Genomic DNA, 14,449 nt, shown 5'->3' with positions numbered 1-14,449 from the left:
GTCTTAGCAAATAATTCTTTCAGGCAAAACCAGCCTTTCTTACAAGATATTTACAACAGTTTCTATTTGCGGAGCAAACTTTTTAATAGTAGTTTCCACACCTGCTTTAAGTGTCATCTGATTGACACTACAATTAGTACACGCTCCTTCAAGACGCACTTTTACATGCTTATCGTCTTCAATAGAAATAAGGCTGATATTACCTCCGTCTGACTCTAAAAAAGGTCTGATTTCATCAAGCGCCTTTTGAACTTCAATTGTTAATTCTTCTGTTGTCATTTTCTTCTATTAAATTATTTTTTAACTGCTGAACAACCAGCCATTGTAGTAATCTTTATTGCTTCTGTAGCAGGTAAACTTTCGTTTCTGGCTACTGTTTCTTCCACGACTTTGCGTGTTATATTCTCAAAAACAGTTTCAATTACTGAGCCTGTTTGCAATGCAGCCGGGCGACCGTAATCACCAGCTTCACGAATAGACTGAACAATTGGAACTTCTCCTAAAAAAGGTACATTTAAATCTTCTGCAAGATTTTTAGCTCCTTCCTGACCAAAGATATAATATTTATTATTTGGCAATTCTTCAGGTGTAAAATAAGCCATATTCTCTATAATTCCCAATACTGGTACATTTATAGCTTCTGACATAAACATGGAAACTCCTTTTTTGGCATCAGCCAAAGCTACTGCCTGCGGAGTACTCACCACAACCGCTCCGGTTACCGGAAGAGACTGCATGATTGAAAGATGAATATCACCTGTTCCTGGCGGTAAATCAATTAACATAAAATCTAATTCGCCCCAATCCGCATCAAAAATCATCTGATTTAAAGCCTTAGAAGCCATTGGACCTCTCCAGATAACGGCCTGATTAGGTGATGTAAAAAATCCTATAGAAAGCATTTTTACTTCATAACTTTCAATAGGTTTCATTTTTGATTTTCCATCTACCTGAATGGAAATTGGTTTTTCATTTTCAACATCAAACATAATTGGCATTGATGGTCCGTAAATATCAGCATCAAGCACACCCACGCTAAATCCCATTTTAGCAAGACTAACTGCTAAATTTGCTGTAACAGTAGATTTCCCTACTCCTCCTTTTCCGGAAGCTACAGCAATAATATTTTTAATTCCCGGAATGGCTTTTCCTTTAATTTCAGGTTTTTCAGGAACTTCAACTTTGATATTAACTTTTATCTTAGCTTCTGCAGCAACGAGATTATGAATTGTTTTTTTAATATCATCCTCTGCACGTTTTTTAATGTGCATGGCTGGTGTATTTAAAACTAAATCGACTACTACTTCATCCCCAAAAGTGATTACATTGCTAACAGCACCACTTTCTACCATATTTTTTCCTTCTCCCGCAATAGTGATGGTCTCTAATGCTTTAAGAATTTCTTTTCTATCTAATTTCATTACTAAGTATACTGTTTTTCAATTGCTATTTTTCAGTTAAATGCTTATTTTATTTAAACTGATTTGAGTCCCGACGTTTCGGGAGCAAAGATAAGAGATTAAGTTCTTAATTTAAAGTATTTAAATTGTAATTATCGATGTCAGGATTAGTTCTAACTATAAAGCCTTTAACTGTGATTTTATGGCTTTTATTTATAAATTTATTCTTCGGGATGCCAAAATATTTTTTCGAAATCAACAATTTGATTATCGACTACTTTGATTCCTTCATTTTCCAATAATTGCTGCATCAAATTTGTTCCGTCAAAATGGAATTTACCTGTAAGCAATCCCTTCCTGTTCACCACCCTGTGTGCAGGAACATCTTCCATGGAATGCGATGCATTCATTGCCCAGCCTACCATTCTTGCCGAACGTGCTGCCCCAAGGAATTTTGCTATAGCACCATAAGAAGTTACTCTGCCATAAGGTATTTTTCTAACTACCTCATAAACTCTTTCGAAAAAATTTATATGCTCTAAATCCTTCATATCTTTTTAACAATTGCATTATAGTCTTGAGGATCAACATCTGTAATTTCCTTAAAACTCTTTAAAAAAGCATTGCAGGAAGAAAAACCCGCTTTTTCAGACAACGATTCTACGGTATTCAAATTTAAATAACCAGATTCAATTAAACTAATGGCATCATAAATGCGAACCGTTTTCTTGAATTCTATAAAATTAACACCCGAATGGTATTTAAAAAGATACAGCAAATGACTTTTAGGAATCCCTAAACTAATTGCAAAATCGCGCATGGAAACGGAAGGATTTCTAAAGCAAAAATGCTCTAAAGCCATTATCTCCACTTTACGAATATAGGCTGACAGATTACTCTCAACACGCTCTTGTAATTTCAAATCCTCAATGTTATCAATTGCAATGTCATTAGAACTAATCCAAAGATCATCAAAAACCAATTCGAAATTATCTTTTCGCTCCTCTTTATTCAGGTTTTTATGAGTGAGAAACAAAACCTCATCTGTCAACAAAATTTTAAAGAACAAAACACAACTGATAATCGCCGAAATCCACAAATAACTTGTTCCATGAGAAAAACCCGAAACAAAGACATCAAACAAAAGCGAAACTTCTAAACGGATTACAAACAGGAGACAAACCGTAAAGAAAAAACAAGACCAATTTCTAATCAATAATTTTTGCCTGTCAACAATAAGAACTTTAGATTTTTTAAACCAAACCTTATTTTTTAACGCCATGTAGCTCAAAACCAAATAGTATAACGGAATTAACAAGAACAAAAAATAAATATAAAATTGTAAATAAGGAGCATATTTACGAATCAAAATACTTGTAAATCCAAATACAACCGGAATAATAAAGTGACACAAATCTGCGGGAACGGGATTTTTTCGATTACTAATTAAATTCCTAAAATACAGAAACATACAAGGAAATACAATGGTACCAAAAGTTCTGAAAACACAAGCAATTTCCTCATCAATCGAGAAAGGTATCAGATTATAAATCCCGCAAAGAAAAAAGCGCAAGGCAATAAAAAAGAATAATACTAAAAGATAAAAATTTACTTTTCTATTCGATTTATACTGTGTAATTACAACAGTAAATGTCAGAAACCCTAACAAACCCGTTACAAAAAACACAATACTTAAAAACATACTCGATTAGAATTTCTCAGGATAAAAAATTAAAGATATAAAATAATCCAACTTTCTTGTTAACCTAAAAAAAACATTCGTTATAAAACTCAAAAAACCGTCAACACGGCACTAATTGCGCTTTTTTGAATACGTAAATTCTTAAAAAATAAAATTATTTCAAATAATGTTCTAAAATATTAATCAAGGTAATTATCGAAATTACACCTGTAATACATCCTATAATAGTGTTCATGTTTTTAAGAAGATAATCGGCTCTTTTTTCTATTTTTTCAAAAAAGATAATGTAAAAATAAAAAACAACAGCAGAACCTAATACAGCGCCACTTACAAAAAGAAAAACGGAGGTAATGTCAAATGAAAAAAGCGCATAAGAAGACAATGAAATACTCACAAAAACATAATAAGGTACCGGGAAAAAGTTGAGTACAGAGAGCAACATTCCAAGAAAAAAACGCTTTTTCTCACTGTATTTTTTAATTTTAGGCTGCTTGATTTTAGGTTTCTTGGCAATCCATAAAAAATAAACCGTTAATGTTCCGAAGATTCCAAATCCTACTTCCCGCAACAACAAAATAATATCCGGACGTGTATTAATAATCCGGGCAAACAAAACCGCCAGATACACCTGAACAAAAATAACCAGAACTGCTCCCGAAACAAACCAGAAAGCATTACGCCTTCCCTCTTTCATTCCTACCTTAGCAGCTGTCATGTTCAGCAAACCGGGAGGAGTAATTCCTATAAAAGCCGAAATAAAACCAGAAAACAAGGATATAATTAAATTCATAAGCCTATTTATAGGAAAGTCTGAAAGCTATTCATCAGAGCAATTAATCTTTTATTTTAAAACGAATATAAGTAATTGCTTTGTTAATTTCGAGATATTGTTTTTCGTAAAACGTCTGAAAAGCAGTCACTTCCTCCGGACTACCTGAATTTACATATACATTATGATTAGCATATAAAACTTCGTGACCTTCACCGTGAAGCAATCCTAACGTATAACCATGCATGAATTCACTGTCGGTTTTTAGATTGACAACACCTTCTTTTTTAAGGATTTTTTTATACAGCTGTAAAAATTCCGAATTGGTCATTCGGTGTTTGGTACGTTTGTATTTTATTTGAGGATCCGGAAAAGTAATCCAGATTTCGTCTACTTCATTTTCCGCAAAAATATGATTAATCAATTCGATCTGAGTACGAACAAAAGCCACATTATGCAAACCGGTTTCGACAGCAGTTTTAGCTCCACGCCAAAAACGGGCTCCTTTGATATCAATTCCGATAAAATTTTTATCAGGATATCTTTCGGCTAAACCAACAGAATATTCTCCTTTTCCGCAACCTAATTCCAATACTAAAGGATTGTCATTCTTAAAGAAATCCGCATTCCATTTTCCTCTTAAAGGAAATAAATTACCTACTACTTCTTCTCTTGTTGGCTGAAAAACATTATTAAATGTTTCGTTCTCTTTAAATCGTTTTAATTTATTTTTACTTCCCACTGTTTTTTAAATATTTGAGCAAAATTAAGCAAATAAATAAGACATAGGGCAAGCTTTTATAAAAATAAAAACTTGCCCTATGTTAAGAATTTATACTAAAAAATCAACTTTTATTCCGCACATTCAATAGGAAACAGTGTTTCATCATGTTGTGACAAATCCAATCCTATAATTTCGTTTTCCTCTGACACACGCATCGGAATAATTTTATTTGTAATTTTAAAAAGGATGTAAGCCCCGAAAAAAGTGTAAATCGAAACCAGTAACAAAGCAGTCATGTGATGCCCAAAAACACCCCAACCACCGTGTAACAAACTTGCATCTTCTCCATGAGCAAAAATAGCAGTCAAAATCATTCCCATAATTCCACCTACTCCATGGCAGGCAAAAACGTCCAGTGTATCATCGATTCCCTTTAAATATTTAGAATACACCACCACATTAGAAACGATTGCAGCAATAAAGCCAAAAAACATACTTTCAGGAACCGAAACAAAACCGGCTGCAGGTGTAATGGATACCAGTCCTACAACAGCACCAATACAAGCACCAAGTGCAGAAACTTTTCGACCATTAATCCTGTCAAAAAAGATCCAGGTTAACATCGCCGCTGCCGATGCAGTAGTTGTTGTCCCAAAAGCCATTGCCGCAACACCATTAGCTTCCATAGAAGAACCGGCATTAAAACCAATCCATCCAAACCATAGCATTCCCGTTCCTAATAAAACAAACGGAATATTTGTGGGTACATGATTGCTGTTTTTTCTTTTTCCCAAAACAATAACACCTGCTAATGCAGCAAATCCTGCACTCATATGTACTACTGTTCCTCCGGCAAAATCCTTAACTCCAAAGAAAGAACCTAAAATCCCTGTTGGGTACCAGACAGCGTGACATAAAGGCGAATAAATAAATATACTGAACAAACAGATAAAAAGTAAATACGAAATAAAACGAACTCGCTCCGCAAACGAACCTGTTATAATTGCCGGAGCAATAACTGCAAACTTCATTTGGAACAAAGCAAAAAGCATAAAAGGAACTGTTTTTGCAATTTCTTTATGAGGTAAAACCCCAACATAATCCATAAAAGTAAAAGTAGAAGGATCACCCACAAAACTGTAAAAACCGTCTCCAATCTGAATTCCAAGAGGTTCTCCAAAAGCCATACTAAAGCCCACAACAACCCAGATTAAAGTTACTACACCCATACAGATAAAACTCTGTAACATAGTTGAAATCACGTTTTTCTTTCCTACCATTCCTCCATAAAAAAAGGCTAATCCCGGCGTCATAATCAAAACCAGACAACAAGAAGTAAGCATCCAGGCCACATCAGCCGGAACAATCTGGTCTATGGTACCAAATTGCGAATGTACGTTTTCTGGCTCTAAAGGCACTTCCCAAAAAAGTCCCGAAATACAAACAATACTAATTACAACAAAAGAAATGATCCAACGTTTCTCTATTTTCATATTTTCTAACTTTAACCCATTAATTTTTGGGGGCAAATTTAAAAATAATTTACATTTATGCCTAAATGGGCTGTAAAATAAGAAACTCCACAACAAACCACCCCTTTTGAACGCTCCAGAGAAAATTTTAATATAAAAAATTATCGATTTTAAGGATTTTACAGCTTTTCAATGAGAAAAATATTTTTCCAAATTGTAATATTTATGTAAAAACTAACTCATAGGTTAAAAAAATATAAAAAAAAGTTGTAAATTTTCATTGCGTTTATTCATTTTATAAAAGCTTAAATTGTCCCTGATGAAAAAAAGAATTACCCTGTTTTTAATTATCACTCTGTGTGTTACATTGACATTGCTCTGCTGTAAAAATAAATCATCAGAAAACCAAAATCCCAGCCCTGTAGCTGAAGTTGAAGCATACCAAAGTGCATTTGACAGTACCGCAGTGGATTCGTTTTTTGATACCTATCCGCTATTAAAAAAATACAAATCAGATGTAAAGCAGCTTTATCGAAAACACCAATACCATTATGTATGGTTTGATAAAAATGGCATCAATGAATTTGCTTATCTTTTATATGACAAAACCAATAATTTAAAAGACGAAGGAGTTGAAACAAATGTGCCATACAAAGAAAAATTTGAAGCAATTCATAACAATCCTGCCGAAAAACAAAAACCAAATACTGAAACAGAACTTTTGCATTCCTGTTTGTATTTTTTCTATACAATGAATGTATATGAAGGCTTAGATTCAGAAAAATCAAAAGCCGTGGAATGGTATATTCCCCGAAAAAGACAATCGTATATTAGCTATCTGGATTCTCTTTTAACGAATCCTTCATTGATTAACAAAGAAGAAAAAAATCTTATTGGTCAGTATTTTTTACTTAAAAAAGCGCTTCAGCAATACCGAAAAACAGAAAAACAAGGAGGATGGAATCCTATTCCTGTAGACACCACTATTAACTCTTACAAAATAGGAGACAGCGCCACAGCAATTGCAGCAATCAGACAACGACTTTTTCTATCTAATGATCTTAAAAATAATTCAGGCAGTGCAGTTTATGACAAAGAATTATCTAAAGGAATACAAAACTACAAACAAAGAAGAGGATTTTTGGTCAACAGTATCATATCAAAAAATTTAATTACTGACTTAAATGTTCCAATAAGCGAACGCATTAAAACCATTATAATCAACATGGAACGTTGCCGCTGGGTATCAAGTGACATCCCAAAATCAAAAGAATTAATCGCTATTAATATCCCTGCTTTTCAATTATCTTATTTTAAAAATCAGGAAGTAGTTTTACGTTCTAAAGTTGTGGTGGGCAAAACCATGAATAAAACCGTGATTTTTAGCGCTCCTATGAAATACATTGTTTTTAGTCCGTACTGGAATATTCCTTCAAGTATTAAGAAAAACGAAATTCTTCCGGGCATAGCCAAAAACCCCAATTATCTGGCTGAACATAACATGGAATGGAATGGCAACAACATCAGACAAAAACCAGGTCCTAAAAATTCACTGGGATTAATCAAATTTTTATTTCCAAATTCGAATGATATTTACCTGCATGACACACCATCCAAAAGCCTGTTTGAAAGAGAAACACGTGCTTTTAGTCACGGTTGTATTCGCTTAGCCAAACCTAAAGAACTGGCTATTGAAATTCTGAAAGATGATCCTGAATGGACTCCTGAAAAAATTGAGGAAGCCATGAATAGTGGGAAAGAAACGTGGTACACATTAAAAAACAAAATTCCGGTTTACATTGGGTATTTCACGGCCTGGGTTGATAATGAGAACCAGATTCATTTTTATGATGATATTTATAAAAGAGATGAAAAACTGGCTTCCTTATTATTTGAAAAATAAAAAAAGACAGCTACGCAATGTAACTGTCTTTTTATAATCCAAAATAGGATTTATTTTAATGTACTTTTTGTTTATCAAAAGTAGTAGTCAGCGTTTTCTTTATTTTTGCTAAAGCACCACTAAAGGCTTTCTCAACTGTTTCAGCATGTTCTGTAACCACAATAGGCTGAAGTTTTGCAGGTCGCACTTCAATCAGACAACGCTTGTCGTTTAATCCAAATTTGGCACTGTTTTCATCTCCTACATGCACTTCAATACGAGTGATTTTTTCTTCAAAACGAGCTAATTCTCTTTCTAATTCAGAAGAAAAATAAGCTTCTGCTCTCTCGTGACCTTCTACGTTTTTGTCTGTATTATATTGTATTTTCATAGTATAATTATTTTATGATTGTCTCTCAAAGTTAACCAACCCTAATTCAAAAAGCGAACAAATTAATAAAACATTATGATTATTGTTTGTGTGTCAAAATTTTTAAATCAAATCTAAAAGGGGAAGAGAAGATGTGTTTTAAGTGCTAAAACTCTGTACTTTAGCATCATGCAATTCAAAGAAGGTTATCATACCTATTACATCTATATCATTACCAATAAAGCGAAAACTGTTTTATACACTGGTGTGACCAATAATTTAAAAATTCGGTTACAGCAACACCAAGATAATATCGAATTTAATAATCCAACTTTTGCTTCTCGCTACCAAGTTCATTATTTACTATACTACGAAAAATTCACTTGGATTCAAGAAGCTATCGTCCGGGAAAAAGAAATCAAAGGCTGGCGAAGAGAAAAGAAATTGGATTTAATTAAAATAATTAATCCCGATTTGAATTTTTTAAATGATTTATTTCAATAAAGTCATCCAGTTTGTCTTCTTAAAGAAGAAAAGAACTCCGTTAGTATTTCTACTAAATAACAACACAATTAGTGATGCAGCTTGTGAAGATCCCTCATTATTCGGGAGGACAAGTTTGCGGAAGTAGATTACCACCCAGTTTGTCTTCCTGACGAAGGAAGGAACTCCGTTAGTATTTCTACGAAGTAACAACACAATCCGTGATGCAGCTTGTGGAGATCCCTCATTCTTCGGGAGGACAAGTTTGCGGATGAAGATCACCACCCAGTTTGTCTTCCTGACGAAGGAAGGAACTCCGTTAGAATTTCTACAAAGTAACAACACAATCCGTGGTGCAGCCTGTGGAGATCCCACATTCTTCGGAAGAAGTTTGTAAATAGCCCCGATGGAAGCGGCATCCTCTTGTGGAGCTTGCGGAACAAGAGATACAGCGTACAGCGGGACGAGGCGTTGTTGAAAACGGTGTCGTTCTGCTCCTAAATATTATTCCGGCAACTGAGTAATCCCCATATTAAATAACGTAAAAGCCTGGATATCTACATTTTCCTGTATGGTGGCCGCGACTGATTTTCCCGCGCCATGACCTGCTTTTACATCAATACGAATGAGAACAGGGTTATTACCGGATTGTTTGGATTGCAATTCGGCGGCAAACTTAAAACTGTGTGCCGGCACTACTCTGTCGTCATGATCGCCTGTGGTAACCATAGTTGCGGGATATTGCACTCCGCTTTTAATAGTGTGCAATGGCGAATATCCTTTAAGATATTCGAACATTTCTTTGCTGTCCTGAGCGGTTCCATAATCATAAGCCCAACCTGCTCCTGCGGTAAACGTATGGTAACGCAACATATCCAAAACGCCAACAGCGGGCAAAGCCACCTTAGCCAAATCAGGGCGTTGCGTCATTACGGCTCCTACCAGCAAACCTCCATTTGAGCCTCCGCGAAGAGCCAGAAAATCAGAAGAGGTGTATTTTTCAGCAATCAGATATTCGGCGGCAGCGATGAAATCATCAAAAACATTTTGTTTTCGCATCTTTGTTCCTGCATCATGCCATTCTTTACCATATTCTCCTCCTCCACGTAAATTGGGAATAGCTAAAATCCCTCCGTTTTCCATCCACACTGCATTAGAAAGACTAAATGCCGGAGTCAAACTGATATTAAAACCGCCGTAACCATACAAAATAGTTGGATTCTGACCATTTAACTGTAATCCTTTTTTATGCGTAATCAGCATCGGAATTCGAGTTCCGTCTTTCGAAGTATAAAAAACCTGTTTCGATTCGTACTCTTCGGTTTTAAATTGGCACTTGGATTTTAGATAAACTTCTGATTTACCGGAATGCGGTTCTAATGCACAAATAGTTCCGGGCGTGATGTAATTAGTAAAGGTATAGTACACCTTTATATCTTTCTTCTTTCCACTAAATCCGCTTGCTGTACCTAATCCCGGAAGCTGAATTTCGCGCAGTAATTTTCCGGAATAATCATATTGTTTTACTAACGAAACCGCATCTTTCATATAATGTGCAAAAATATATCCGCTGCAGGTAGCCGGTTCCAGAACCTGAGTTGTTTCCGGAATTAAATTTTTCCAGTTTTCCGGTTTAGGATTATTGACATCAACCGTTACAATTCGCTTATTAGGTGCATCCCTGTCGGTGACGATCAACAACTTTGTTCCCTCATTATCAATAACAGTGTTGTCGCTGTTAAAATCAGCAACTACGGTTACAATTGGACTACCAACTTTTGATAAATCCTGAATATATAATTCATTTCCGTACGTAGAAGTCGCCGCTGTAATGACCAGATAGCGGTCATCTTCGGTAACAGTTCCGCCCACATACCTTCTTTTTTGGCTTTCGCCAAAGATGATTTTATCTTCTTTTTGGGATGTTCCCAGTTTATGAAAATACAATTTATGCTGATCCGTTTTAGCCGATAATTCGCTGCCTTTGGGTTTTTCATAACTCGAATAATAAAACCCTTCATTTCCTTTCCAGGACAAACCGCTGAATTTTATATCAACCAAAGTATCTTCGAGTACTTTCATATTCAGAGCATCCATGATGATGACTTTTCGCCAGTCACTACCGCCTTCGGAAATGGAATAAGCCATTTTAGAACCGTCTTTAGAAAAAGCAAATTCGCCCAAAGAAGTCGTTCCATCTTTAGAAAAAGTATTGGGATCCAGAAAAACAGTTTCTTTACCCGAGGTATCTTTTCTATACAAAACCGATTGATTTTGCAGTCCGTTATTTTTAAAATAATAGGTAAAATTACCTTCTATAAATGGCGCTCCTGTTTTTTCATAATTCCATAATTGCTCCAATCTTTCTTTAAGTTGATTTCGAAACGGAATTTGTTCCAGATAAGCATTCGTTACTTTATTTTCGGCAACTACCCATGCAGCAGTCTCTTCTGAACGATCGTCTTCCAGCCAACGGTACGGATCATTTACCTTAGTTCCAAAATAATCATCTACTGTTGCATCTTTTCGGGTTTCAGGATAGTGAATGGGTTTTGAAGTCTGGGCAAATGAGGTCATTACAGAACTGATAATTGTGGTTATAATAATTGTTTTTCGCATAGCAACGGAACTATTGATTTACACAAAAATAGGATTTTCATTTATACGAATATAAAAATGGGCACACAGATTTAACGGATTAAACAGATTTCCACAGATTAAAATAAAATCCGTGCTTATCTGCGTAATCTGTGTGCCTTTCTTTTTTTACTAAGCCAATAATTATCTATAAATTAAAATTCACTCCCAATACAATATTTCGTCCAATATTAGGAATTCCATCGTTTTTTAATCTCGAAAGATGAGCGATGTATTTTTTATCGAATAAGTTGTTTCCGTTCAAATTGACATTAAAAGCCGTTTTACCCCATTTTACTTTTCCTCCAAAACCTAAATTCACTAAGGTATAACCGTTGGAAGCTGTTTCAAAACCACTTACATTATTCTGATCAAAAGTGGTATTGACATTCAAACTGGCAAATCCTTCTTCGAACCAGTTTTTAATTTTGAATTCAGTTCTAATGGTATTGTTCCAATTGTTAGCCGGAATTAAAGGTAAATAATCACTCCCTACACTTCGGGATTGTTTCTTTCCGGTTACGGTTTCAAAGCTCGTTTCATAATGCAACCAATCCAACGGATGCGGGTGTAAATGCAGTCCTATTTCTCCTCCATACAATTTAGCATTGTCCTGAACATACTCAAAAACAGCATTCTCTTCCAGCTGCTCTCCGGTGGGTGAGGTATAAATATAATTGTTGATATGGTTGTAAAATCCATTTACAAAAAACTCAAAATGCGTGTTTCCGTATTCCAGGTTCAAATCGGTTTGCAGGTTTTGTTCGGTTTTTAAATCGCTGTTTCCTATTTCATAACGATTAGTTCCCTCGTGAACACCATTCGACGTTAATTCGGCTAAATTTGGCGCTCTAAAACCAGAAGCAACATTCAGTCGCATCGTTAAATTATCGGCCAGATTCGTTTTATACCCCAAGGAAGCATTGAAACTGTCAAACGATTTATTAATAGCTTCAAAAGAACCTTCTTCACCAGCAATTCCGTGAGCTACGGTAGTGATTTTTCGGTTATCAAATCGCAGTCCTCCCTGAATTACGTTGCTTTTCCATTCGTAATTAGCCGTTCCAAAAACACCAAAATCATTCGTAGTCGCATCCGGAATTAAATATTCTTCGCCAAAATTAGTATTGGTTTGGTGCATTCCCTGAATTCCAAATATGGATTCCAGATTTCCTATTTTAGGCAAATAGTATTTGGCATCATAATTAAAAGTCTTTAATTTCATTTGCAAAATAGCCTCGTTGCTGTCTTCAAATTCGCTTCGATCATTGGCAATATATCCTAAATCAACATCCAGTTTAGAGTTTTTTAAATAAATAACCGAATTCCAACTCAACAAATGGTTATCAACTCCCTGTCTTGGAAAAAGGGTGTTTTTACTTTTAGATTGTTCTGCTCCCGAAGCGTCGGGACCATCTTCTGGAATTCCTAAATCCAGTTTATTGAAATTGTATCGCAAAACCGAAGAAAATACAGAGTTGCTGTATCCGATTCCTGTTTTGAAATCGGTTTCGTTATAACGGGTATTGGTTACACGATCTCCGCCTGAAATTTGATAATCCGAATGGGTATTGTAACTTCCGCGAGCCAAGAATTTCCAGTTTTCAGTAGATGTTTTTACTCCCATACTGGAATTACTTCCCAGTGTATTCGAGAATAATTTTTGACTATAATCGGCTTTCAAAGTATGTGCTTCTGCAAATTTTTCGGGATTAAAATACAAAACACCACCCAATGCATCCGAACCGTACAGCAACGAAGCAGGTCCTTTGATTACTTCGACACTTTCTACACCGGAAGCATTTAATCCTAAACCATGCTCATCACCAAATTGCTGATTTTCTATTCGAACACCTTGCGAATACACTAAAACCCTGTTGCCACTCAAACCCCGAATGACCGGTTTCCCAATAGAAGTTCCCGTAGAAACCTGAGAAACTCCCGGAATGGTTGCCAATCCTTCAATAAGCGTTGATGTTCCGTTTTTTTCCAAATCCCGCATTGTGGCGTGCTCTACTTTCATCACATTTTGCGATTGGATTTTGCTAAAAGCAGTAGAAACAATTACCTCATCCATCTCAAAAGTCGAAGTTTCTAATTGTACATTCAAAACATTTTCCTTTTGCAGCTTATCAATAAACTGATGCTTTGTAGTGTAACCCACATATTGAAAACTGAGTTTCAAAGTTCCGTTGGGCAGATTTTTTAAGATGTATTTTCCATCTGCATTGGTAATAGTTCCTTTGTGTAATTCAGGAATATAAACCGAAACACCAATTATGGGTTGGTTTGAAATATCCGTAACTGTTCCTGAAACTACATTTTGAGCCTGTAGCATAGCTGAAAACCCCAAGAATAGGGCAATAATATATTTTTTCATTAAAGAAGATTGTTGTGTTTTATAAATAAAGACAAAAGATAAATTCCCGCAGGTTATTTAGCCCACGGATAAAAACGGATTTAACAAATTAGCACTGATATCCAAAAAGATTTTACACAGATAAAAATCTGTATCAATCCGTTGCATCAGTATAATCTGTGGGCTATACTTTTATTTAGTCGAAAGCTGTTGAATTAAATTTGTGTTTTACACAAAAGAAGGAGGACCTCGGTGCGCATACAAACTTCCCGTGAAAGAAAAAATAGTTTGCTGTTCTTTACTAAAAAAAGGAATCGCCCTGAAATCAGAAAAGAAATGGTAACTTATAAATTTAGGATAAAGACAACTCCCAAATGCAAATTGACATATCGCACAATGTTCGACTATTTTATGCTCATGAGTAAGTTCTGCTTTATTTTGCTGGTGGTCGTGAACACAGAATTTATGAGAAAGTTGTTTTTCTAAATGCTCATAACCATGAAAAGACTGGAACAGTATCGAGAACAATACCGCTGCTGCCAGAGTAAAACTAAATAGAAGTTGCTTCCTTTTCATTGGTTGCAAAGGTAAGAAATCATAAAAAAGAAAACCATCAGTTTTAACAAAAGAAATATTCATTTGAATTAGCTA

Annotated in this window: 14 protein-coding genes; 3 read left to right on the top strand and 11 right to left on the bottom strand. The window is 35.3% G+C overall.

What is annotated here, in order from left to right:
• Window positions 1-39: 39 nt before the first annotated feature.
• The 7 genes from BUB89_RS08445 to BUB89_RS08415 form a co-directional block, all read right to left on the bottom strand.
• Window positions 40-279, bottom strand: coding sequence for a NifU family protein (locus BUB89_RS08445; RefSeq protein ID WP_073243979.1), 240 nt, complete (start codon window positions 277-279; stop codon window positions 40-42).
• Between the two features lie 14 nt (window positions 280-293).
• On the bottom strand, window positions 294-1,421 hold the full coding sequence (locus tag BUB89_RS08440) for an Mrp/NBP35 family ATP-binding protein (protein ID WP_073243977.1): 1,128 nt from the start codon (window positions 1,419-1,421) through the stop codon (window positions 294-296).
• Window positions 1,422-1,621: 200 nt separating this feature from the next.
• A complete protein-coding gene (locus tag BUB89_RS08435; protein WP_073243975.1) occupies window positions 1,622-1,951 on the bottom strand; it encodes an MGMT family protein in 330 nt (109 codons plus the stop codon).
• Window positions 1,948-3,102 (bottom strand): helix-turn-helix domain-containing protein, encoded by a 1,155-nt coding sequence (locus tag BUB89_RS08430; RefSeq protein ID WP_073243973.1) that lies wholly within the window; start codon window positions 3,100-3,102, stop codon window positions 1,948-1,950. The genes BUB89_RS08435 and BUB89_RS08430 overlap by 4 nt, the downstream gene beginning before the upstream one ends.
• 154 nt (window positions 3,103-3,256) lie before the next feature.
• Window positions 3,257-3,892 (bottom strand): LysE family transporter, encoded by a 636-nt coding sequence (locus BUB89_RS08425; RefSeq protein WP_073243970.1) that lies wholly within the window; start codon window positions 3,890-3,892, stop codon window positions 3,257-3,259.
• A 43-nt stretch (window positions 3,893-3,935) separates the two neighbouring features.
• Window positions 3,936-4,613, bottom strand: a complete 678-nt coding sequence (gene trmB / locus BUB89_RS08420) for a tRNA (guanosine(46)-N7)-methyltransferase TrmB (RefSeq protein WP_073243968.1) — start codon at window positions 4,611-4,613, stop codon at window positions 3,936-3,938.
• 110 nt (window positions 4,614-4,723) lie between these two features.
• Entirely contained in the window at window positions 4,724-6,088 is a 1,365-nt protein-coding gene (locus BUB89_RS08415) for an ammonium transporter (RefSeq protein WP_073243966.1), read from the bottom strand.
• A 298-nt stretch (window positions 6,089-6,386) separates the two neighbouring features.
• On the opposite strand from BUB89_RS08415, the gene BUB89_RS08410 reads away from it, so the two are divergent.
• Entirely contained in the window at window positions 6,387-7,970 is a 1,584-nt protein-coding gene (locus BUB89_RS08410; RefSeq protein ID WP_073243964.1) for a L,D-transpeptidase family protein, read from the top strand.
• A 55-nt stretch (window positions 7,971-8,025) separates the two neighbouring features.
• On the opposite strand, the gene BUB89_RS08405 is transcribed toward BUB89_RS08410, so the two are convergent.
• Window positions 8,026-8,340, bottom strand: a complete 315-nt coding sequence (locus BUB89_RS08405; protein ID WP_073243962.1) for an HPF/RaiA family ribosome-associated protein — start codon at window positions 8,338-8,340, stop codon at window positions 8,026-8,028.
• Window positions 8,341-8,508: 168 nt separating this feature from the next.
• Between BUB89_RS08405 and BUB89_RS08400 the strand changes: the two genes are divergently transcribed.
• Both BUB89_RS08400 and BUB89_RS18315 read left to right on the top strand, forming a co-directional pair.
• The gene (locus BUB89_RS08400) at window positions 8,509-8,823 is read left to right on the top strand and encodes a GIY-YIG nuclease family protein (protein WP_073243960.1); all 315 of its coding nucleotides are present in this window, start codon (window positions 8,509-8,511) and stop codon (window positions 8,821-8,823) included.
• Window positions 8,824-9,073: 250 nt separating this feature from the next.
• A complete protein-coding gene (locus BUB89_RS18315) occupies window positions 9,074-9,199 on the top strand; it encodes a hypothetical protein (protein ID WP_255312596.1) in 126 nt (41 codons plus the stop codon).
• 107 nt (window positions 9,200-9,306) lie between these two features.
• Here the strand turns inward: BUB89_RS18315 and BUB89_RS08390 are convergent, their stop codons facing one another.
• The 3 genes from BUB89_RS08390 to BUB89_RS08380 all read right to left on the bottom strand — a co-directional run bounded on the left by BUB89_RS08390 (window position 9,307) and on the right by BUB89_RS08380 (window position 14,437).
• Window positions 9,307-11,421, bottom strand: coding sequence for a prolyl oligopeptidase family serine peptidase (locus BUB89_RS08390; RefSeq protein ID WP_073243956.1), 2,115 nt, complete (start codon window positions 11,419-11,421; stop codon window positions 9,307-9,309).
• Between the two features lie 166 nt (window positions 11,422-11,587).
• Complete coding sequence (locus tag BUB89_RS08385) at window positions 11,588-13,819, bottom strand: TonB-dependent receptor (RefSeq protein WP_073243954.1); 2,232 nt, start codon at window positions 13,817-13,819, stop codon at window positions 11,588-11,590.
• 207 nt (window positions 13,820-14,026) lie between these two features.
• Window positions 14,027-14,437, bottom strand: coding sequence for a hypothetical protein (locus tag BUB89_RS08380; protein WP_083552613.1), 411 nt, complete (start codon window positions 14,435-14,437; stop codon window positions 14,027-14,029).
• Between the last annotated feature and the right edge of the window lie 12 nt (window positions 14,438-14,449).

The organism is Flavobacterium flevense, assembly GCF_900142775.1.
In the GTDB taxonomy this organism is placed as follows: domain Bacteria; phylum Bacteroidota; class Bacteroidia; order Flavobacteriales; family Flavobacteriaceae; genus Flavobacterium; species Flavobacterium flevense.
Note: the sequence above shows the minus strand (reverse complement) of the source record. Positions and strands in the feature narration are given on the sequence as shown.